This is a genomic window from Streptomyces sp. E-08, assembly GCF_049913095.1.
Lineage (GTDB): Bacteria > Actinomycetota > Actinomycetes > Streptomycetales > Streptomycetaceae > Streptomyces.
Map to the genome: position 1 here is coordinate 4232714 of NZ_CP183971.1, position 20325 is coordinate 4253038.

The following is a 20325-nucleotide window of genomic DNA, read 5'->3' on the forward strand; positions in this document are numbered from 1 at the left end:
AAACGGTTCTCCACAGCCTGGGATAAGGGCAGGTCGTCCACGGGAGAGAGGCGGGGGCACATGGCGGATGAACAAATGGCCGACGACTGGGAGCAGGTCGTCGCGCCGGGTCCGGGGGCGGGGCTCACCGGGCCCCCGGCGCGCCCCCTGGACGCCATCGACCGGGACATCCTGCGGATCCTGCAGACGGACGGCCGCGCCTCGATCCGCTCCGTGGCCGAGCGGGTGCACGTCTCCCGGGCCAACGCGTACGCGCGCATCAACCGGCTCATCGACGACGGGGTGATCCGCGGCTTCAGCGCGCGCGTGAACCACGAGAGGGCGGGCCACGGCGCCTCCGCCTACATCACGCTCAAGATCGTCCAGAATTCCTGGCGGACCGTTCGCGAACAGCTCCAGGCCCTGCCGGGAGCCGCGCACATCGCCCTGGTCAGCGGCGATTTCGACGTCCTGCTGCTGGTCCACACCCCCGACAACAGGACTCTGCGGGAGCTGGTGCTCACCAAGCTCCAGTCGATCCCCGAGGTGCTCTCCACCCGGACCCTGCTGGTCTTCGAGGAGACGGACCTGGACCCGGACCCCCGCGACCCGGGCCGCTGACCCCGGGCGGTCCGGGACGCCGCGCGCCCGGCCCGACCGGCACGACAGCCCGAGTGGGCCGTACGGGGGACCGGCGGGCCGTCCGCAGCCGTCCCCGGGCCTGTACGACGGCTCAGCGGGCCGTCCGCAGCCGTCCCCGGCCCCATACGAGGGCTCAGCGGACCGACCACAGCCTCCCCCGGCCCCGTACGACGCTCAGTGGGCCGAACCGGAGCCTCCCCAGCCCCGTACGACGCCTCAGCGGACCGACCGCAGCCGTCCCCGCGCCCGTACGACGCCTCAGCGGGCCGTCCGCAGCCCGTCGAAGGCCAGGTGGGCGACGGTCTCGGCGAGCTGCTCGCTCTCCGCCGGCGCGTCCGGGTGCGGCCGGTACCACTCCACCAGCGAGTTGATCATGCCGAAGAGCAGCCGGGTCGCGAGCCGGATGTCCACGTCGGCCCGCAGGTCGCCCTCGGCGGCGGCGGCCTTCAGCAGATCGGCCACCTTGTGGTCGAACTCGCGGCGCCGCTCCATCGCCCACCGCTCGGTGGCGGTGTTGCCGCGCACGCGCAGCAGCAGCGTCACGTACGGCAGCTCCGCCATCAGCACCTCGACGGTGCGCCGCGTGACGTACTCGACCCGCTCGACGGCCCGGCCGCGCCCGGCGCCCGGCTCGTCGAGGATCGCGAAGAGCCCGTCGAGCGCCCGGCTGACCGCGCGCCGCAGCAGCTCCTCCTTGCCGGAGACGTGGTGGTAGATCGAGGACTTCGAGATGCCGGCGGCCTTGGACAGGTGCTCCATCGACGTGCCGTCGTAGCCGCGCTCGTTGAAGACCCGCACCGCGACCGAGAGCAGCGTCTCGGGGGTGTACGTGTCGCGCTTCGCCGTGGTCATCGGGAGTCCTGCCCTTCCTCGGCGTATCCCCGGCGGGCGGTGGCCAGGCTGGGCGCGTACCGGCCCGTCGGGTAACGCGTGTGCAGCTCGCCGAGCAGGTCCCGTACGCGCGCGTGCCCCACGTTCGCGGCCCATTCCAGCGGGCCGGCGGGGTAGTTGACCCCGAGCCGCATCGCGGTGTCGACGTCCTCGGCGGTGGCGACCCCCCGGTCGACGGCGTCGGCCGCGAGGTCGGCGAGCATCGCGACCGTACGGGCGACGATCATGCCGGGCACGTCGCCGATCACGGACACCTGCTTGCCGAGCGCCTGGAAGAGGCCCACGGCCTCGGCGAGGGACTCGGCCGAGGTGTGCTCGCCGGTCGACAGGACGATCCGGCTCGCGCGCGCGTAGTCCAGCGCGAGGTCGAAGTAGATGATCTCGTCGGTGGAGTACTCGAAGGCGGTCTCTCCGTCGGCGAGGCAGAGCCGGGCGCCGCCGGGCAGCTGCACGTACCCCCCGCCGCCCTTGCGCCGGACGGTGATCCCGGCCTCCTCGAAGAGTCCGACCAGCGGCTCGGCGGGCCCCAGGTCGCCGCGTACGGCGATCCGCTCCGGCGCGTCGGCCGGCGGCGCGGTGTGCGGCTCGGGACGCTCGGCGCCCTCCGCGTACGAGAACCAGCCGTGCCCGGACTTGCGGCCGAGGCGGCCCGACTCGACGAGCCGGCGCTGCGCGAGCGAGGGGGTGAACTTCGGGTCGTGGTGGAAGGACTCCCAGACCGAGCGGGTGACGGCCTCGTTCACGTCCTGGCCGATGAGGTCGGTCAGCTCGAAGGGCCCCATGCGGAAGCCGCCGCACTCGCGCAGGGCCGCGTCGATGGTGGCGGGATCGGCCCCGCCCTCCTCGAAGACCCGGAGCGCCTCGGCGTAGAAGGGGCGGGCGACCCGGTTCACGATGAAGCCGGGGGTGTCCGCGCAGCGCACCGGCGTCTTGCCCCAGCCCTTGACCGTCCCGTACGCGCGCGTGGCGACGTCCGGGTCGGTGGCGAAGCCGCTGACGACCTCGACGAGGGGGAGCAGCGGCGCCGGGTTGAAGAAGTGCAGTCCGACGAACCGGCCGGGCAGGCGCAGTCCTCCCGCGATGGCGGTGACGGAGAGGGAGGAGGTGTTGGTGGCGAGGACGGTGTCGTCGCCGACGATCTTCTCCAGGTCGGTGAAGAGCCGCTGCTTGACCGAGAGGTCCTCGACGATCGCCTCGATCACGAGGGCGGCGTCCGCGAGCTCGGCGGGGTCGTCGGCCGCGTGCAGCCGGCCGACGGCGGCCTCGCGTGCGGCGGCGTCGAGCCGCCCCTTCTCCACGAGCCGGTCCAGGCGGGCGGTGAGGGCCGCGACGGCCTCGGCGGCCCGTCCGGGGGCGCTGTCGTAGAGGCGCACGGGGTGGCCGGCGACCAGCGCGACCTGGGCGATGCCCTGGCCCATGGTCCCGGTGCCCACGACGGCGACGGTCCGGTCCTGCCCGATGACGGCGGTGCCGTCCTGTCCCACGGCGGCGGTCTCACTGGCGGTCACGTCGTCGCTCCCCCTGACGGTCACGTTGGCGCTCATAGGAGTGATCCTCCCCGATGGGTTTTCCACAGGATCGGCGGACCCCCTTGTCCCGACCGATCGTTCGGTTACTCTAACTCCGTACGCGTCTCCCTGCCCAGCTCGACGAGGAGTTGGTCCATCCATGGCCACCGCTCAGCTGACCACCGACCGTCTGGCCGAGAAGCACCGGTCCACGCTCGACCAGGCGCTCGACACCATCCGCAGCCGCGCCTACTGGTCGCCGTACCCCGAGCACCCCAAGGCGTACGGCGCGGACGGCTCGCTCGACGCGGCGGCGGGCCTCGCCGCCCACCAGTCCCTGCTGAACACCCGCTTCGACCTCGACCAGCCCGGCACGGACGGCTGGACCGGCGGCGAGACCTCGCCGTACGGCCCGTCCCTCGGCATCGAGTACCCGCACGCCGACCTGGACGTGCTGCTCCCCGCGATGCGCGCGGGCATGGGCGCCTGGCGGGACGCCGGCGCCGAGACCCGCGCCCTGGTCTGCCTGGAGATCCTCGCCCGGATCTCCGCCCGCACCCACGAGTTCGCGCACGCCGTCATGCACACCAGCGGACAGGCGTTCATGATGGCGTTCCAGGCCGGCGGCCCGCACGCCCAGGACCGCGGCCTGGAGGCCGTGGCCTACGCGTACGCGGAGCAGACCCGCACGCCCGCCGGCCGGGCCGGCTGGTCCAAGCCGCAGGGCAAGCGCGACCCCCTGGAGCTGAGCAAGGAGTTCACCCCGGTCGGCCGCGGCATCGCCCTGGTCATCGGCTGCAACACCTTCCCCACGTGGAACGGCTACCCGGGCCTGTTCGCCTCCCTCGCCACCGGCAACCCGGTCCTCGTCAAGCCGCACCCGCGCGCCGTCCTGCCGCTCGCGCTCACCGTCCAGGTCGCCCGCGAGGTGCTCGCCGAGTCCGGGTTCGACCCGAACCTGGTCGCGCTCGCCGTCGAGCGGCCCGGCGAGGGCATCGCCAAGACCCTGGCCGTCCGCCCGGAGATCCGGATCATCGACTACACCGGGTCCACCGCCTTCGGCGACTGGCTGGAGGCCAACGCCCGGCAGGCCCAGGTCTACACCGAGAAGGCCGGCGTCAACACGGTCGTGGTCGACTCCACCGACGACTACAAGGGGATGCTGGCCAACCTGGCCTTCTCGCTCTCCCTGTACAGCGGCCAGATGTGCACCACCCCGCAGAACCTGCTGATCCCCCGCGACGGCATCACCACCGACCAGGGCCCCAAGTCGTACGACGAGGTCGTCGCCGACCTCGCGGCGGCGGTCGGCGGCCTGCTCGGCGACGACGCCCGGGCGAACGGGCTGCTCGGCGCCCTGGTCAACCCGGACGTGAAGGCGCGCCTGGAGGCCGCCGCCGGGCTCGGCGAGGTCGCGCTCGCCTCCCGCGAGGTGGTCAACCCGGAGTACCCGGACGCTGTGGTCCGCACGCCGGTCATCGTGAAGCTCGACGGCTCCAAGCCGGACGCCCAGGCCGCGTACTTCTCGGAGTGCTTCGGCCCGGTCTCCTTCGCCGTCTCGGTGGACTCCACCGCCGACGCCCTGGAGCTGCTGCGCCGCACGGTCCGCGAGAAGGGCGCCATGACGGTCGGCGCCTACACGACCTCGGCGGACACCGAGCGCGCGGTGGAGGAGGTCTGCCTGGAGGAGTCGGCCCAGCTCTCGCTGAACCTCACGGGCGGGGTGTACGTGAACCAGACGGCCGCGTTCTCCGACTTCCACGGCTCCGGCGGAAACCCGGCGGCGAACGCCGCGCTGTGCGACGGCGCCTTCGTCTCCAACCGCTTCCGCGTGGTGGAGGTCCGCCGCCAGGCCTGACCCACGGTGTCCCGTGGAGACCCTCCGGGGCCTCCACGGGGCCTCCACGGGGCCCACGGGGCCCACGGGGCCCAGCGGATTCACGGGCCCACGAGCAGCCCACGAGCGGCCCACGCGCGGCCCACGGGCCCGGCCGGCTCACGAGCCGGGCAGCAGCCCACAGGCCAGACGGCGGCCTCCTACGGCGCCTCGATCTCCGCGTACCGCTGCACCCACGCGTGCATGGCGATCGCGGCGGCCGCGCCCGCGTTGATCGACCGGGTCGATCCGAACTGGGCGATCGAGCAGACCATCTCCACGTGGGCGCGGGCCTCCTCGGTGAGCCCGGGGCCCTCCTGCCCGAAGAGCAGCACACAGCGGCGGGGCAGCACGGTCCGCTCCAGCGGGACAGCGCCCGGCAGGTTGTCTATCCCGATGACGGGGATGCCCTCGGCCGCGGCCCACGAGGTCAGCGACTCGGTGTCCGGGTGGTGCCGGACGTGCTGGTAGCGGTCGGTGACCATGGCGCCCCGCCGGTTCCAGCGGCGCCGGCCCACGATGTGGACCTCCTTCGCCAGGAAGGCGTTGGCGGTCCGCACCACCGAGCCGATGTTGAAGTCGTGGCCCCAGTTCTCCACCGCCACGTGGAAGTCGTGGCGCCGGGTGTCCAGGTCCGCGACGACCGCCTCGCGCGTCCAGTACCGGTACCGGTCCACGACGTTGCGCCGGTCGCCGCCGGCCAGCAGCTCGGGGTCGTACCGCTCGTCCCGCGGCCACGGCTCCGGGTGCGGCCCGACGCCGATCTCGGGGCCGAACCCCTCGTCGTACTGGACCGGCTCGGGCTGTTCTTCCGTGGTGCTCACCCGACGAGGGTACGGGGACCGTGCTCCTCACCCGTACGGCGCTGGTCGGGCAGCGTCCCGGCGGGAGTCCGCCGGAGCAGCCGGTCCCTGCCCCGGACCACCTGGGCGCCCAGCGCCACCAGGAACGCCGTCGGCAGGAACACGGCGTCGGCGGAGATCATCGCGATCGAGAACACCGGCAGCCCCAGGAGCACCGCGATCCCGGCGTGCTCCAGCATCATCGCGACGAGCAGGACGTTCTTGACCTTGCGGTTGAAGAGCGTGAAGGGGAAGGCGACCTGGACGATCACCGTGCCGTACGTCAGCAGCATCACCATGATCCCGCTGGCGCCGAGCAGGTCGGAGAGGCCCGGCCAGGGCGAGAAGTAGTCCAGGTGGAGCGGGTAGAACAGCGCGGTGCCGTCCTGCCAGCGCGAGCCCTGGATCTTGTACCAGCCAGCCGTGGAGTAGATCAGGCAGACCTCGACCATGAGGACGAGGAGGACACCGTTGTGCGCGAGGTTGGCGAGGGCGTCGAGCAGGGTGCGGGGCTCCCCGGGCGCGACCCGGCACACCAGCCACCACAGACCGTTCCCGAGCCACAGCACCCACAGCAGCACCGGCACCCACCACTCGCCGGTGACGTCGCTGAACCAGGTGGTGGCGAGGAGGAAGCCGCCGAGCACGACCCACAGCAGCGGTCCGACGACATCACGGCGCGACGGCTCCCCGGCACGGGCCTCGCGGGCCTCGCGGGCCGACCGCCGGGCGTCCAGGGACCAGACCCGGCCGCAGCGGGTGAACACGAGGTAGATCGCGGCGAGGTGGAGGACGTTGTCCCCGCCGTCGCCCACGAACACCGCCCGGTTCTGCAGCGAGAGCACGCCGACCATGAAGAGCACGGACACGGCCCGGGTCCGCCAGCCCACCAGGAGCAGCAGGGCGGAGAGCACCGCGAGCCCGTAGACGACCTCGAACCAGAGCCGGCCGTCCGACCACATCAGGACGGTGAAGGCCCGGTTGTCGGCGATCAGCCGGTGCGCCATCTCCCAGGACCAGGGGGAGTCGGGCCCGTACAGCTGGTGCCGGTACGGCAGCTCGCGCAGCAGGAAGACCAGCCAGGTCAGCGAGAAGCCGATCCGTACGATCGCGCTCTGGTACGGGGCGAGGGTGCGCCCCGTGACGGTCTGCACGCCGCGGGCGAGGCGTCGGTCGAGGGATTCGCGGGCACGCGCGGGCGTGGCGGGGGAGATGCTCATCGGCCCGCCTCCGTGCGGCTCGTGCCGGCGCCGGCGGACCGGTCGGCCTCGGTGATGTTCCACCACGGGAAGTCGCGGTAGCCGGGGGTAGTCCGGTTCTTCTCGGTGCTCCACCGGGCCGCGGGGACCGGCCGGGAGACGGTGCGGAGCTGGATGCGCCGCGTCTCGGGGCCGAGGGCCCGTCCGTCGGGGCCTTCGAGGGCGTCGAGCCTGAGCATCGCGAGCCGGCGCATGTACTGCTCCGCGAGGGTGGCGCGCAGTCCGCCGGCGCGCTGGCCCTCGGGGTGCGTGTTGACGTAGTAGTCCACGGCCCTGCGGAGCTGGTTCTGCTGCACGTGGCTGGGCATGGGGTTGTGCCGGATCGCCTCGATGTCCTGGGCGGTGAGGTCGATCCAGCCGGTGGTGCGGCTGGAGCCGTCGGCGGTGGCGGTCTCGGCGCGGACCTCGACGGAGATGTTCGTCTGGAGCGGATTGGGCGCGAAGAGCTTCCAGTTCTGCTCGAACTCGGGGTAGATCCAGTCGCCGACGGCCTCGCCGTGCCGCTTGGTCAGCGTGTTGGACGGGGCCACGTGCAGGAACACCATCGCCAGGTGGACACAGGTGAACACCGCGGTGACGGCGAGCGCCACGGCGACGACGACCTGGTACGGCAGCGAGAGGGCCATGATCCCGGCGCCGGCCCCCTCGGCGGATGCTCCTGGCGCCTCGTGAGGAGCGGTCGGCGGGGCCTCGGCGGGAGAGACCGGCGAGTCCTCGGGAGGGGCGACCGGCGGGTCCTCGGGGGGTCTGTGCCCGCCGTCGGTCACCTCGACCGCGTCCTTTTCGACGTACGCGTCCATCCCGCCCCGATCCCGATCGGCCCACCTCGGTTATCCACAGGGTTGACACCATACGGGCCGCCGACCCACCATTGAAGTCATTCAACCGAACGATCGGTCGGTAGGGGGTCTGATGACCGCAGTGACGGCAGGGACGGCAGGGACCACGGGCGTGCCCGGCGTGTCGGACACGGCCGCGGCGGCGGAGCAGGCCGCCTACGAGGCCGTGTTCGACGCCGCCGTGGCCGCCGACGAGCGGATCGAGCCGCGCGACTGGATGCCCGAGGCCTACCGGGCCTCCCTCGTCCGGCAGATCGCGCAGCACGCCCACTCCGAGATCATCGGCATGCAGCCCGAGGCGAACTGGATCACCCGCGCCCCCTCCCTGCGCCGCAAGGCCATCCTCATGGCCAAGGTGCAGGACGAGGCCGGCCACGGCCTGTACCTGTACAGCGCGGCGGAGACCCTCGGCACCAGCCGCGACGAGCTCCTCGACAAGCTCCACTCCGGCCGCCAGAAGTACTCCTCGATCTTCAACTACCCCACGCTGACCTGGGCCGACGTCGGCGCGATCGGCTGGCTGGTCGACGGCGCAGCGATCACCAACCAGGTCCCCCTCTGCCGCTGCTCCTACGGCCCGTACGCCCGCGCGATGGTCCGGGTCTGCAAGGAGGAGTCCTTCCACCAGCGCCAGGGGTACGAGGCCCTGCTGGCCCTCTCCCGCGGCACCGAGGCCCAGCACGCCATGGCGCAGGACGCGGTCGACCGCTGGTGGTGGCCCTCGCTCATGATGTTCGGCCCGCCGGACGACGAGTCGACGCACACCGCCCAGGCGATGGCCTGGAAGATCAAGCGCCACACCAACGACGAACTGCGCCAGCGCTTCGTCGACATCGCCGTGCCCCAGGCCGAGGCCCTCGGCCTCACCCTCCCCGACCCCGACATCCGGTGGAACGAGGAGCGCGGGCACTACGACTTCGGCCCCATCGACTGGGCCGAGTTCTGGGACGTCCTCAAGGGGAACGGCCCCTGCAACGACCAGCGGCTCAGCAAGCGACGCCAGGCCCACGAGGACGGCGCCTGGGTCAGAGAAGCGGCGGCGGCCTACGCCGAGAAGCACACCGGAAAGCACGGGGAGGCACAGGCATGACGACCGACGGTTGGCCGCTGTGGGAGGTGTTCGTGCGCTCCCGCCGCGGACTGTCCCACACCCACGCGGGCAGTCTCCACGCACCCGACGCGGAGATGGCCCTGCGCAACGCCCGCGACCTCTACACCCGCCGGTCCGAAGGCGTGTCCATCTGGGTCGTCCCCTCGGCGGACATCACCGCCTCCTCACCCGACGAGAAGGACCCCTTCTTCGAACCGGCCGCGGACAAGCCCTACCGCCACCCCACCTTCTACGAGATCCCGGAGGGGGTGAAGCACCTGTGACCGGCACCACCGACACCCGCACCGCCGCCGCGCTCGCCCTCGGCGACGACGCCCTCGTCCTCTCCCACCGCCTGGGGGAGTGGGCCGGCTCCGCCCCCGTCCTGGAGGAGGAGGTCGCCCTGGCCAACATCGCCCTCGACCTCCTCGGCCAGGCCCGCGTCCTGCTCTCCCTCGTCGGCGACGAGGACGAACTGGCCTACCTCCGCGAGGAACGCTCCTTCCGGAACAGCCAGCTGGTCGAGCAGCCCAACGGCGACTTCGCCCACACCATCGCCCGGCAGCTCTACTTCTCCACCTACCAGCGCCTCCTGTACGGGCAGCTGGCCTCCGGCGACGGCCCCTTCGCCGCCCTCGCGGCCAAGGCCGTCAAGGAGGTCGCCTACCACCAGGACCACGCCGAGCACTGGACCCTGCGCCTCGGCGACGGCACCACCGAGAGCCACCAGCGGATGCAGCACGCCTGCGACGCCCTCTGGCGGTACACCGGCGAACTGTTCCAGCCCGTCGACGGCCTCGACCTCGACCTCCCCGCCCTGGACGCCGCCTGGCTCGACTCGGTCACCGGCGTCCTCGGCCGGGCCACGCTCACCGTGCCCTCCGGACCCCGCACCGGCGCCTGGAGCGCCGGCGCCGGACGCCAGGGCCTGCACACCGAGCCCTTCGGACCGATGCTCGCCGAGATGCAGCACCTGCACCGCAGCCACCCGGGGGCGACATGGTGACCATGACGGCCCTGGAAGAGGAACTGAGCCGCGTCGCCGGCTCCGTCCCCGATCCGGAGCTGCCCGTCCTCACCCTGGAGGAACTCGGCGTCATGCGGGGCGTGCAGGTCCTCGGCCCCGGCCGGGTCGAGGTCTCCCTCACCCCCACCTACACGGGCTGCCCCGCCATCGAGGCCATGTCCTCCGACATCGAGCAAGCCCTCCACGAGCACGGCGTACCGAACGTCACCGTCGTCACCGTCCTCGCCCCCGCCTGGTCCACCGACGACATCAGCGAGGAAGGACGACGCAAGCTCACCGAGTTCGGCATCGCCCCGCCCCGCCCCCAGGGACCCGCCGGCGGCCCCGTGCCGCTCACCCTGGCGATCCGCTGCCCCCACTGCGGATCCACCGACACCGAGCTCCTGAGCCGCTTCTCCTCCACCGCGTGCAAGGCACTGCGCCGCTGCACCGCCTGCCGCGAACCGTTCGACCACTTCAAGGAGTTGTAGATGGTGTCCTCAGCCGCCGGAAGGGCCGGATTCCATCCGCTCCGGGTGAGCGAGGTCGACCGACTCACGGACGACTCCGTGGCCGTCACCTTCGCGGTCCCGCCCGAACTCCACGAGGCGTACCGCCACCTCCCCGGCCAGCACCTCGCCCTGCGCCGCACCGACGAGCAGGGCGAGGAGATCCGGCGCACCTACTCGATCTGCGCCCCCGCGGCCCCGGCCGGCGAAACCCCCGTCCTGCGCGTCGGCATCCGGCTCGTCGACGGCGGCTCGTTCTCGACGTACGCGCTCAAGGAGCTGGCCGTCGGCGACCTCGTCGAGGTCATGGAACCCATGGGCCGCTTCACGCTCCCCCCGCGCCCCGGCCACTTCGCCGCCGTCGTCGGCGGCAGCGGCATCACCCCGGTCCTCTCGATGGCGGCCACCCTGCTCGCCCGCGAGCCGGAGGCCAGGTTCTGCCTGATCCGCAGCGACCGCACCGCCGCGTCCACGATGTTCCTCGACGAGGTCGCCGACCTCAAGGACCGCTACCCGGACCGCTTCCAACTGGTCACCGTGCTCTCCCGGGAGGAGCAGCAGGCGGGGCTGCCGTCCGGCCGCCTCGACCGCGAGCGGCTCGCCGGACTGCTGCCCGCCCTGCTGCCCGTCGACACCATCGACGGCTGGCTCCTCTGCGGCCCCTTCGGACTCGTCCAGGGCGCCGAGCAGGCCCTGCGCGGCCTCGGAGTCGACCGGAGCCGGATCCACCAGGAGATCTTCCACGTCGACGACGGCTCCGCACCCGCCCCGGCCCCCGCGGCCGACGCCCCGGCGCACGCCACCCTGACGGCCACCCTGCACGGCCGGTCCGGGACCTGGCCGGTGGAGCGGGGCGAGACGCTGCTCGACACCGTGCTCCGCTCCCGCGCGGACGCCCCGTACGCCTGCAAGGGCGGGGTGTGCGGCACCTGCCGCGCGTTCCTCGTCGGCGGAGAGGTGCGCATGGACCGCAACTTCGCCCTGGAGCCGGAAGAGACGGAAGCCGGATACGTCCTGGCCTGCCAGTCCCATCCGGCCACCCCGGACGTGGAGTTGGACTTCGACCGCTGACCCACCCGGCGAAGGCGCCGCCCAAGTACGGGCGGCGCCGCCATTCCCTTCCCCTAGAACCTGTTCTATCTTGACGAACCGTCAGAGACACAGGGTCGGCAACGGGAAGGCAGCACCGTGGACTTCACCTTCACCGAAGAACAGCAGGCGGCCGTCGAAGCGGCCAAGGCCGTCTTCTCGGACGTCACGCCCGACACGGTCCCCAGCCCCGCCCTCACCCCGGGCGCCGTGGCCGAGGACCTCGACCGCCCGCTCTGGTCCCGCCTCGCCACCGCCGACCTCCTCGGGCTCACCCTGGCCCCCGAGCACGGCGGCGCCGGACTCGACCCCGTCGCCCTCTGCCTCGTCCTGCGCGAGTCCGCCCGCGTCCTCGCCCGCGTCCCGCTCCTGGAGACCAGCGCCGTCGCCCACACCGTCGAGCGGTACGCCCACCCCCGTACGGCCGCCACGCTCCTCCCCCGTGTCGCCCGCGGCGAACTCGTCCTCACCGCCGCCGCCCACGGACGCACCGGCCACGAACCCGCCGACCGGTCCGTCACCGCGCACCGCGACGGAACCGACTGGATCCTCGACGGAACCCAGACGGCCGTGCCCTGGGCCCACGGCGCCGACATCATCGCCGTCCCCGCACGCACCGCCGAGGGCCGCACCGTCCTCGCCCTGCTGCCCCGCACCCAGGACGGCCTCGACCTCACCGCCCAGTACTCGACCAGCGGCGAACTCCTCGCCGAACTCACCCTCGACGCCGTACGCCTCGACGAAGCCGACGTCATCGACGCCGACAGCGCCTGGGACCGCCTGCGCGACATCCTCACCACCGGAACCTGCGCACTCGCCCTCGGCCTCGGCGAGACCGTCCTCACCATGACGAGCCAGTACACCGGAAAACGCGAACAGTTCGGCCACCCCGTGGCCACGTTCCAGGCCGTCGCCGTCCAGGCCGCCGACCGCTACATCGACCTGCGCGCCATGGAGGCCACCCTCTGGCAGGCCGCCTGGCGCCTCTCCAGCGACGCGGACGGAGCACTCCCCGCGGCGGGGGACATCGCCGTCGCCAAGATCTGGGCCTCCGAAGGGGTGCGCCGCGTGGTGCAGACCGCCCAGCACCTGCACGGCGGCTTCGGCGCCGACACCGACTACCCGCTGCACCGCTACCACGCCTGGGCCAAGCACCTCGAACTGTCGCTCGGCCCCGCCGCGGCCCACGAGGAGGCCCTCGGCGACCTGCTGGCCGCCCACCCCCTCGGCTGACGCCCCCGAACCGTCAGAGGACGAACGCCGGGCTTCCGCCCTCCGCCACCATCGGACGCCCGGCACCGTCCCAGGCGAGCATCCCGCCGTCGATGTTCACCGCGTCGAAGCCCTGCTGCACCAGATACTGCGTGACCTGCGCCGAACGGCCGCCCACCCGGCACATCACATAGGCACGGCCACGCTCGGCCACGGCCTCCGTCACCTCACCGAAGCGCGCCACGAAGTCGCTCATCGGCACGTGCAGCGCACCCTCGACGTGACCGGCCGTCCACTCGTCGTCCTCCCTGACGTCCAGCACCAGGGCATCGGCCGGCACGGAAGCCGCGTCCACCGCGGGCAGGGGGGAGAAATTCATGGGACAGGCCTTCTCTCGTCAGTACCGCCCGAAGGACTCGGGCGCACGGAAAACCTACTGCACCAGCTCCGCCAGCTCGGTCTCCCGATCGGAGACCTGAGCGAGCAGCTGCTCGGCGATCTCCTCCAGGAGACGGTCCGGATCGTCGGGCGCCATCCGCAGCATCGCGCCGATCGCGCTCTCCTCCAGCTCGCGCGCCAGCGCCGACAGCATGTCCTTGCGCTCGGCCAGCCACTCCAGGCGCGCGTACAGCTCCTCGCTCTCGCTGAGCCGCTCCTCGGCCGGCACGGGACCGGCCTCCCACTCCGTGGAGAGCTCACGCAGCAGCGCCTCGTCGCCACGGGCATAGGCGGCGTTCACCCGCGTGAGGAACTCCTCGCGCCGCTTCCGCTCGTCCTCCTCGCGCGCCAGATCGGGGTGGGCCTTGCGGACCAGCTCGCGATAGAGCCGGCGGGCCTCCTCAGCGGGGCGGACCCGCTTCGGCGGCTGCACCGGCCGGTCGGTGAGCATCGCGGAGGCCTCGGGGGAGAGGCCGTCGGCGTCGATCCAGTCGTGGAACAGCTCGTCCACACCGGGCATCGGCAGCACGGCCGCCCGTGCCTCCTGCGCCCGCCGCAGATCCTCGGGGTCCCCGGTACGCGCCGCCCGGGCCTCGGCGATCCGCGCGTCGAGCTCGTCGAGCCGCGCGTACATGGGGCCCAGCTTCTGGTGGTGCAGCCGCGAGAAGTTCTCCACCTCGACCCGGAACGTCTCGACGGCGATCTCGAACTCGATCAGCGCCTGCTCGGCCACCCGCACGGCCCGCTCCAACCGAGCCTCGGGCCGCTCGTCAGCACCCTGCGCCCCGGGGTCACCCGGCTGCCCCGCCTGAGACTGCCCGGCCTCGGGCTGAGACTGCTCGGTCTGAGACTGCCCGGCCTGGAGCTGCTCGGCCTCAGGCCGGGGCTGCTCGGCCTCGGGGCGATCGTCCCCGGGTCCCTCGTTCACACCCTGGTCCACGCTCACGTCCACGCCGCCCACGTCCTCGTTCCGCCTCGTCCCCACCAGCCTACGGTCCTCTCGGGGGGGCCTCCCCCCTCCCTCCCCCTCCCTCCCACCTCCCCCGTTCCGTTCTGTTCCCCACCCACGCCCGCGCCCGGCGCCCCGGCGCCCGGGCCCCCGCTCTCCCCGGCGCTGCCCTGCCCTGCCCGCGTCGAACGTCAGACGCCCAGTTCCGCCGCGATGCGCCCGGTGCGGACGGCGGAGAGCAGATCGGCGTGGTCGGCCGTGGTGCGGTCCGCGTACGTGACGGCGAAGGACGCCACGGCCTCGTCGAGCTCCTCGTTCTTGCCGCAGTAGCCGGATATCAGGCGCGGGTCGGCGCTGTGGGCGTGCGCACGGGCGAGCAGGGCGCCGGTCATGCGCCCGTAGTCGTCGAGCTGATCCACGGTGAGGGCTGCGGGATCGACGCTGCCCTTGCGGTTGCGGAACTGCCGGACCTGGAACGGACGCCCCTCGACCGTGGTCCAGCCCAGCAATATGTCGCTGACGACCTGCATCCGCTTCTGTCCGAGCACCACGCGCCGCCCCTCGTGGCCGGCGTCCGGCACGGTGAAGCCCGCGGCGGGCAGGTGGGGCAGCAGGGCCGACGGGCGGGCTTCCTTCACCTGGAGCACCAGCGGCTCGCCCCGGTGGTCGAGGAGCAGGACCACGTAGGAGCGGGTGCCGACGCTGCCGGTGCCGACCACCCGGAAGGCCACGTCGTGGACGGCGTACCGGGCGAGGAGCGGCAGTCTGTCCTCGGACACGGTCTCCAGGTACGCGCCGAGGGAGTCGGCGACCTCGGCCGCCTCGGCGTCAGGGACCCTGCGCAGCACCGGGGGAGCGTCCACGAACCTGCGGCCGCCGCCCTCGGCGTCCGTCACGGCCTCGGTCGACCGTGCGGCGAACCGGGCGCTCGTGTTGTTGCGGGCCTTGGCGGAGACCCGTTCCAGGGTGCCGATGAGGTCACGGGCGTCGGTGTGCGAGACGAGTTCCTCGTCGGCGATCGCGTTCCAGGCGTCGAGTGCGGGGAGCCGGGCGAGCAGGCGCATGGTCCGCCGGTACGCGCCGACCGTGTCGAACGCGGCGGCCCGGCACACCTCCTCGCTCGCTCCCACCTCCCGCCCGGCGAGGACGAGGGAGGTGGCGAGCCGCTTGAGGTCCCATTCCCAGGGGCCTGTGACGGTCTCGTCGAAGTCGTTGAGGTCCATGACGAGCCGGCCGCGCGCGTCACCGTAGAGGCCGAAGTTGGCGGCGTGCGCGTCACCGCATATCTGGGCGGCTATTCCGGTGACGGGGGTTCCGACGAGGTCCTGGGCCATCAGTCCGGCGGAACCGCGCAGGAAGGCGAAGGGGCTCGCCGCCATCCTGCCGACCCGTATCGGCGTGAGCTCGGGGACCCGGCCGCGGCCCGATTCCTCGACGGCGCGGACGGCGCCCGGTCGGTCGGCGGCGAGGGCAGGACGGTCGTGCGAGGAGCGGGGGATCTGCTCGCGCAGCTGCTTGCCCCGGTCCTTGGGTGAGACCCCGGTGCCGGGGGTGGCGCGGCGTGCGAACCCCGGCACGTGCGGGACGCGCGCCTCGTCCTGCCCGCCGTCCGTACCCCGCTGTCCTGGCACGACGGCCCGGATCTCGTCCATGGGACGCCCTCCCCCGATGCGATGTCCAACATCATCCGGCCCTGACCGTACCGCCGTTCCCGATCGACCGTCTCCCCCTGTGGACAACGCATCCACGAGCCTGTGGACAACCTCCGGACCCCGGTCCGGACACCGCCCGTCAGACCGCGACGGCCTCCTCCATCTCCTCCTCGGACTCGGAATCGGCCTCGGAATCGGACTCGGACTCAGGCCGGGGCCCTGATTCGGATCCGGACCGGGTCCGGGACTCGGACCCGGTGCCGGGCCCGGCCGTCGCCGCGGTGATGGCGCTCGCCTTCCGGCGCCGTGCCTCCGTCAGGCCGGCGAGGACGACCAACGCGGCACCGGCGAGGAGCCAGAGGCCGAGGACGAGGACGTTCCCGCCGAGTCCGTGACCGCCGAAGTAGACGTGGCCGCGTACGCCCTCGACGAAGCCCGCGCCGTTCCAGAAGGCGTGCAGCGCGCCGAAGAAGCCTGGCTGGAGCTCGGGGCGGTAGATGCCGCCGGAGCTCGTGAAGTTGAGCATGACGAAGAGCACCATCACGCCGAGCGTGGTCCAGCGGCGCAGGAAGGTGTGCAGGCCGACGCCGACGGCCAGGATGCCCGCCGCGTACAACCAGGCCATCGCCCACACGCCGGCGAGCCCGTGGTCGACCAGGTGGAAGACCGGCCCGGCGAAGAGGGTGCCGATCAGGCTGACGACGAGCGACATGCCGGCGGCGAGGAGTGCCCTGATCCGCATGGGGAGGACGGCTCCGGCTCCGCCGATGACGGCGACCGAGGCGTACGCGCCGATGCTGAGGGCGACGAGCAGGAAGAAGACGCCCTGGCCCGTGGGGTCGCCGGAGGCGGTGGGGGCGGTGTCGGTGACCTTGAGCGGTGCGTCCTGGGCGGCGGCGACCTTGGTGAACACCTTCTCGACGGCCATGGCGCTGGTGTCGGAGGAGCCGGACGCGACGAGCAGTTCGGGCTTCTCGCCGGGGATGTAGGCGCCGAAGCTGCGCTGCTCGCGCAGTGCGGAGACGGCCGTGTCCCGGTCGGGGACGGTACGGACGTCGAGGGCGCCGGCTCCCTTGTCCTGGAGCGTCTGCGCGAGGACCTGTGTGGTGGGGCCGGAGCCGACGACGTCGACGCGCAGGTCGTGGGGTTCGGGCGCGTGGAAGGCACCGAGGTAGGCGAGCCCCATGCCGACGCACATCAACAGGGGGGTGAGCAGATGTCCGAGGACATGCCGCAACGCACCGCTGGTGTTCGGTCCTGCGGACACCGAGACCTCCATGGTTGGCTTTTACAACTAAAGACTCGTTGTACTATACAACCGAAAGCTCACGGGGAGCCACCCGCACCCGGGCAACCCCCGAACGACAGCAGGGAGCGCACGATGACCGCCGGCGCACAGCCACCCCGCGAGGCGTCCGTGGACGTCATCCAGCGCGAACTGACGGCCTTCGCCCGCCGGGCCCGCGCCGCGGCCGCCCGGGTCCACCCCGAGCTCCCGCTCGTCTCGTACACGCTCCTCGCCCACATCGAGGAGCAGCGCGGCTGCCGCGCCACCGACCTCGCGGCCCACTACTTCCTGGACAAGTCGACGGTCAGCCGTCAGGTCGCCGGCCTGGAGAAGCTCGGTTTCGTCGAGCGCCGCCCGGCCCCCGACGACCATCGCGTGCACGTCCTGCATCCCACCGAGGCCGGCACCAAGGTCCTCGCCTCGGCCCAGACGAACCGTCTCGCCGCCTTCCAGGAGCGCCTGGAGGACTGGCCGGCCGAGGACCTCGCCCGCTTCGCCGAATACCTCCTGCGCTACAACGCCGCGGCCACGAGCCCCGCCCCCGGCACCCCCTTGAGCTGAGCACGCCCTGCACGCGAAGCTGCCGAGCCGCGCCCCCGCCCCGGCCCCTCGCACACAGCCCGGCTACCGCCCGACACCTCGACACACAGCCCCGCGACCACCCGGCCCTCGCACACAGCCCCGCGACCGCCCGACACCTCGGCGCACAGCCCCACTACCGCCCGGCCCCTCGCACACAGCCCAGCGACGGCCCCGCTCCCGCCCCTACAGCCCCGCGTCCCGGGCGAGGAGCGCGGCCTGCACCCGGTTCTCGCAGTGCAGCTTGGCCAGGATCCGGCTCACGTACGTCTTCACCGTGGCCTCGCTCATGTGCAGCCGCTTGCCGGCGTCCGCGTTGGAGAGGCCTTCGCCGAGCAGGGCCAGGACGTCACGCTCCTTCTCGCTGAGCGCCGCCACCCGTGCCCGCGCCTCCTCGGCGCGCGCCGCCTCCCGGCCGGTGGCCAGCCGCTCCACCACGTGCCGGGTCGCAGCCGGGGACAGATAGGCGTCTCCCGCAGCGGCCGCCCGCACCGCACCGATCAGTTCGGCGGGCGCGGTGTCCTTCAACAGGAACCCGGCACCCCCGTGCTCCAGGGCCCGCAGGACGTTCTCCCGCTCCCCGAAGGTCGTCAGGATGATCACCCGGGCCGCGGGGGCGGCCCGGCGCAGCTCGGGCAGTGCCGAAAGGCCGTCGAGCACCGGCATCTGGATGTCGAGGAGGACCACGTCGGCGGCGTGCGCCCGTGCGGCCTCGACCGCCGCCCGCCCGTCGGCGGCCTCCCCGACGACCTCGATCCCCGGGTCCGAGATGAGGATCATCCGGATCCCGGCCCTGATCAGAGGCTCGTCGTCGGCGATCACGACCCTGATGGGCTGCCCTGCCACAGCTTCTCCCCCACGCCTCCGGTACGGGCTGTTCAGCTCTACCGCTGTTCGACCACGTACGACTTCTTCTCGATCAGCTTGCCGTCCTTGAAGCAGAACCGGAAAACGGGCTCCTCGTCATAGGTCTCGCCCAGCTCCGAGGACATCAGCACCAGGCAGCTGGATCCCTCCGGGCGCGCGGGTCCCGAGCCGTTCAGGCCGGCCGTGGCTATGGTGTCGCCGGACGGCAGCTGGTCACGGACCTCGGTCTCGGTCATCCCGACCTTCACCGCGTCGTACTGCGCCGGGTCGATCATCCCGTCCTTCAGCGACCCCATGAGGAAGTAGAGGCCGAAGCCGGCCGCCACGACCAGCAGGACGAGCGCCGCGAACGCGATCCCGCAGCCGATCGCGACCGCCCCACCCGTGCTCCTGCCCTTGCCCCCACGCACCGCCATGGCCAGCTCCCGCTCCGTGAACGTCCAGTCGGCCGGTCCGACCGCGACCGGACGACCATCGCCCACCAGCGGCTTCGTGGTCTGCTGCCGGAAGTCGTCGGCGGCATCGACCAAAGGCGCGGCCTCCGCGACGGGCGCCGCCCCGTACGGGAGCATCCCGGCCACCCGGAACCCGCCGTCGTCGGCCGGGCCCGCGTGGCACATGCCGCCCACCAGGCGGGCCCGCTCGACGAGCCCGGCGAGCCCCTGTCCGCCGCTCACGAGGTCCTTGACCGGCCCGTCGACCGGCTTCGCGTTGACGACCTCGACGACGAAGGTGTCCGGCTCGTACCGCAGCTCGACGCCGATCGGTGTCCCCGGCGCGTACTTGTAGGCGTTGGTCAGGGCCTCCTGCACGATCCTGTACGCGGCGTGGTCGGCGGCCGGCGCGAGTGATCTCTCCTCCCCCAGCCGTCGCAGCCCGACCGCGGTGCCGGCGGCGCGGGCCGCCGCCACGAGCCCCTCGATGCCGGCGATCCCGCGCGCGGCCCGTCCCGTCTCGTCCCCGGCCGGCGCGGGCGGCGACGCCGTCCCGTCCTCCGCCGCGACGCCGTCGCGGAGTATGCCGACGACCTCACGCAGTTCGTGCATGGCGGTCACCGAGGCGTTCCGCAGGACGCCGACCACCTCCCGCTGCCGCTCGCTCAGGTCACGGTCCACCTCCAGGGCCCCCGTGTGCACGGCGATCAGCGCCAGCTGGTGCCCGAGGCTGTCGTGCATGTCCTGGGCGATCCGCTGCCGCTCGCGCAGCCGGGCCTGCCAGACCACCATGTTCCGCTCCCAGATCAGCTGGGCGTTGCGCTCCTGGAGCGCGTGCAGCAGGGTCCGGCGCTGGGTCCAGTAGCGGTGGGCGAGGCCGGGGGCGAGGGTGGTGCCCAGGTAGTAGAGGGTCGCCATGAAGGCGACGGTGAGCAGCCGCTGCCGGTCCCAGGTCTCCAGGAGTGTCCCGCCGACGTTGAGGACGAAGGCGGCGATGAACGCGGCCAGGGCCCGTCCGGCGCTCGCGACGTACCGGCCGGACGACCAGCCGAGGACGATGAGCAGCGGCCCGAGGCCGGGCACGAAGGGCGCGAGCCCGGCGGTCAGGACGAGCACGCTCGCGGGGAGTCTGCGCCGCAGCAGCGCCAGGGCGGCCGCGCCCACGGCGACCGCGGCCAGCCGCCATCCCTCGCCGCCCAGGAGTTCCTCGGTGCCGGCGGCCAGCACGGCGACGACGACGGCGAGGGCCACCTCACCGGTGATCCTGCGCCGCGACCACTGCCCCGGCAGCGCGAACCAGTGCCACCAGGCGGCGGCCCGGGCCCCGACGTCCCGCGCGCTCCAGCTCCCCGACTTCGACATTTCGTCCACGCTCG

The 20325-nt window shown here is 72.8% G+C and carries 20 protein-coding genes; 9 read left to right on the top strand and 11 right to left on the bottom strand.

The genetic code is table 11. From position 1 onward, the window contains the following. Window positions 1-60 precede the first annotated feature (60 nt). Window positions 61-600: an Lrp/AsnC family transcriptional regulator gene (locus tag ACN9MM_RS19380; protein WP_382861861.1), complete on the top strand. Its 540-nt coding sequence runs from the start codon at window positions 61-63 to the stop codon at window positions 598-600. Between the two features lie 279 nt (window positions 601-879). Here the strand turns inward: ACN9MM_RS19380 and ACN9MM_RS19385 are convergent, their stop codons facing one another. Then, a complete protein-coding gene (locus ACN9MM_RS19385) occupies window positions 880-1473 on the bottom strand; it encodes a TetR/AcrR family transcriptional regulator (RefSeq protein WP_426364809.1) in 594 nt (197 codons plus the stop codon). Further along, the gene (locus ACN9MM_RS19390; RefSeq protein WP_426364810.1) at window positions 1470-3056 is read right to left on the bottom strand and encodes a 3-hydroxyacyl-CoA dehydrogenase; all 1587 of its coding nucleotides are present in this window, start codon (window positions 3054-3056) and stop codon (window positions 1470-1472) included. The genes ACN9MM_RS19385 and ACN9MM_RS19390 overlap by 4 nt, the downstream gene beginning before the upstream one ends. A 124-nt stretch (window positions 3057-3180) precedes the next feature. Here ACN9MM_RS19390 and paaN point away from each other — a divergent pair, with 124 nt between their 5' ends. Continuing rightward, window positions 3181-4878: a phenylacetic acid degradation protein PaaN gene (paaN, locus tag ACN9MM_RS19395; RefSeq protein WP_426364811.1), complete on the top strand. Its 1698-nt coding sequence runs from the start codon at window positions 3181-3183 to the stop codon at window positions 4876-4878. A 179-nt stretch (window positions 4879-5057) separates the two neighbouring features. Here paaN and ACN9MM_RS19400 read toward each other — a convergent pair whose 3' ends face one another. Genes ACN9MM_RS19400 through ACN9MM_RS19410 form a run of 3 tightly spaced genes read right to left on the bottom strand, consistent with a single transcriptional unit; the run spans window position 5058 to window position 7797 of the window. After that, window positions 5058-5720 (bottom strand): TrmH family RNA methyltransferase, encoded by a 663-nt coding sequence (locus ACN9MM_RS19400; RefSeq protein ID WP_093875169.1) that lies wholly within the window; start codon window positions 5718-5720, stop codon window positions 5058-5060. Then, window positions 5717-6958, bottom strand: coding sequence for an HTTM domain-containing protein (locus ACN9MM_RS19405; RefSeq protein ID WP_426364812.1), 1242 nt, complete (start codon window positions 6956-6958; stop codon window positions 5717-5719). The genes ACN9MM_RS19400 and ACN9MM_RS19405 overlap by 4 nt, the downstream gene beginning before the upstream one ends. Further along, entirely contained in the window at window positions 6955-7797 is an 843-nt protein-coding gene (locus ACN9MM_RS19410; RefSeq protein ID WP_426364813.1) for a DUF5819 family protein, read from the bottom strand. Before ACN9MM_RS19410 ends, ACN9MM_RS19405 begins: the two co-directional genes overlap by 4 nt. A 112-nt stretch (window positions 7798-7909) precedes the next feature. Between ACN9MM_RS19410 and paaA the strand changes: the two genes are divergently transcribed. The 6 genes from paaA (at window position 7910) to ACN9MM_RS19440 (ending at window position 12763) form a co-directional block, all read left to right on the top strand. Beyond that, window positions 7910-8926 carry a 1,2-phenylacetyl-CoA epoxidase subunit PaaA gene (gene paaA, locus ACN9MM_RS19415; RefSeq protein ID WP_426364814.1) on the top strand — a complete coding sequence of 339 codons (1017 nt, stop codon included), beginning with the start codon at window positions 7910-7912 and terminating at the stop codon, window positions 8924-8926. Next, entirely contained in the window at window positions 8923-9210 is a 288-nt protein-coding gene (gene paaB / locus ACN9MM_RS19420; RefSeq protein ID WP_426364815.1) for a 1,2-phenylacetyl-CoA epoxidase subunit PaaB, read from the top strand. Before paaA ends, paaB begins: the two co-directional genes overlap by 4 nt. After that, window positions 9207-9932, top strand: coding sequence for a 1,2-phenylacetyl-CoA epoxidase subunit PaaC (gene paaC, locus ACN9MM_RS19425; RefSeq protein ID WP_426364816.1), 726 nt, complete (start codon window positions 9207-9209; stop codon window positions 9930-9932). The genes paaB and paaC overlap by 4 nt, the downstream gene beginning before the upstream one ends. Further along, window positions 9926-10423: a 1,2-phenylacetyl-CoA epoxidase subunit PaaD gene (gene paaD, locus ACN9MM_RS19430; protein ID WP_426364817.1), complete on the top strand. Its 498-nt coding sequence runs from the start codon at window positions 9926-9928 to the stop codon at window positions 10421-10423. The genes paaC and paaD overlap by 7 nt, the downstream gene beginning before the upstream one ends. Beyond that, entirely contained in the window at window positions 10424-11512 is a 1089-nt protein-coding gene (locus ACN9MM_RS19435; RefSeq protein WP_426364818.1) for a 2Fe-2S iron-sulfur cluster-binding protein, read from the top strand. 117 nt (window positions 11513-11629) lie between these two features. Next, the gene (locus ACN9MM_RS19440; RefSeq protein ID WP_426364819.1) at window positions 11630-12763 is read left to right on the top strand and encodes an acyl-CoA dehydrogenase family protein; all 1134 of its coding nucleotides are present in this window, start codon (window positions 11630-11632) and stop codon (window positions 12761-12763) included. 13 nt (window positions 12764-12776) lie between these two features. On the opposite strand, the gene ACN9MM_RS19445 is transcribed toward ACN9MM_RS19440, so the two are convergent. The 4 genes from ACN9MM_RS19445 to ACN9MM_RS19460 form a co-directional block, all read right to left on the bottom strand. Further along, complete coding sequence (locus ACN9MM_RS19445) at window positions 12777-13121, bottom strand: rhodanese-like domain-containing protein (RefSeq protein WP_426364820.1); 345 nt, start codon at window positions 13119-13121, stop codon at window positions 12777-12779. Between the two features lie 54 nt (window positions 13122-13175). Beyond that, on the bottom strand, window positions 13176-13931 hold the full coding sequence (locus ACN9MM_RS19450; protein ID WP_426368777.1) for a hypothetical protein: 756 nt from the start codon (window positions 13929-13931) through the stop codon (window positions 13176-13178). A gap of 389 nt (window positions 13932-14320) precedes the next feature. Next, a complete protein-coding gene (locus ACN9MM_RS19455; RefSeq protein ID WP_426364821.1) occupies window positions 14321-15781 on the bottom strand; it encodes a DUF2252 domain-containing protein in 1461 nt (486 codons plus the stop codon). A 139-nt stretch (window positions 15782-15920) separates the two neighbouring features. Further along, window positions 15921-17060: a hypothetical protein gene (locus ACN9MM_RS19460; protein ID WP_426364822.1), complete on the bottom strand. Its 1140-nt coding sequence runs from the start codon at window positions 17058-17060 to the stop codon at window positions 15921-15923. 102 nt (window positions 17061-17162) lie between these two features. Between ACN9MM_RS19460 and ACN9MM_RS19465 the strand changes: the two genes are divergently transcribed. Beyond that, a complete protein-coding gene (locus tag ACN9MM_RS19465) occupies window positions 17163-17630 on the top strand; it encodes a MarR family winged helix-turn-helix transcriptional regulator (RefSeq protein ID WP_426364823.1) in 468 nt (155 codons plus the stop codon). Between the two features lie 204 nt (window positions 17631-17834). On the opposite strand, the gene ACN9MM_RS19470 is transcribed toward ACN9MM_RS19465, so the two are convergent. Beyond that, the gene (locus tag ACN9MM_RS19470; protein WP_382858162.1) at window positions 17835-18494 is read right to left on the bottom strand and encodes a response regulator transcription factor; all 660 of its coding nucleotides are present in this window, start codon (window positions 18492-18494) and stop codon (window positions 17835-17837) included. Window positions 18495-18532: 38 nt separating this feature from the next. Next, window positions 18533-20311: a sensor histidine kinase gene (locus ACN9MM_RS19475; protein WP_426368778.1), complete on the bottom strand. Its 1779-nt coding sequence runs from the start codon at window positions 20309-20311 to the stop codon at window positions 18533-18535. Between the last annotated feature and the right edge of the window lie 14 nt (window positions 20312-20325).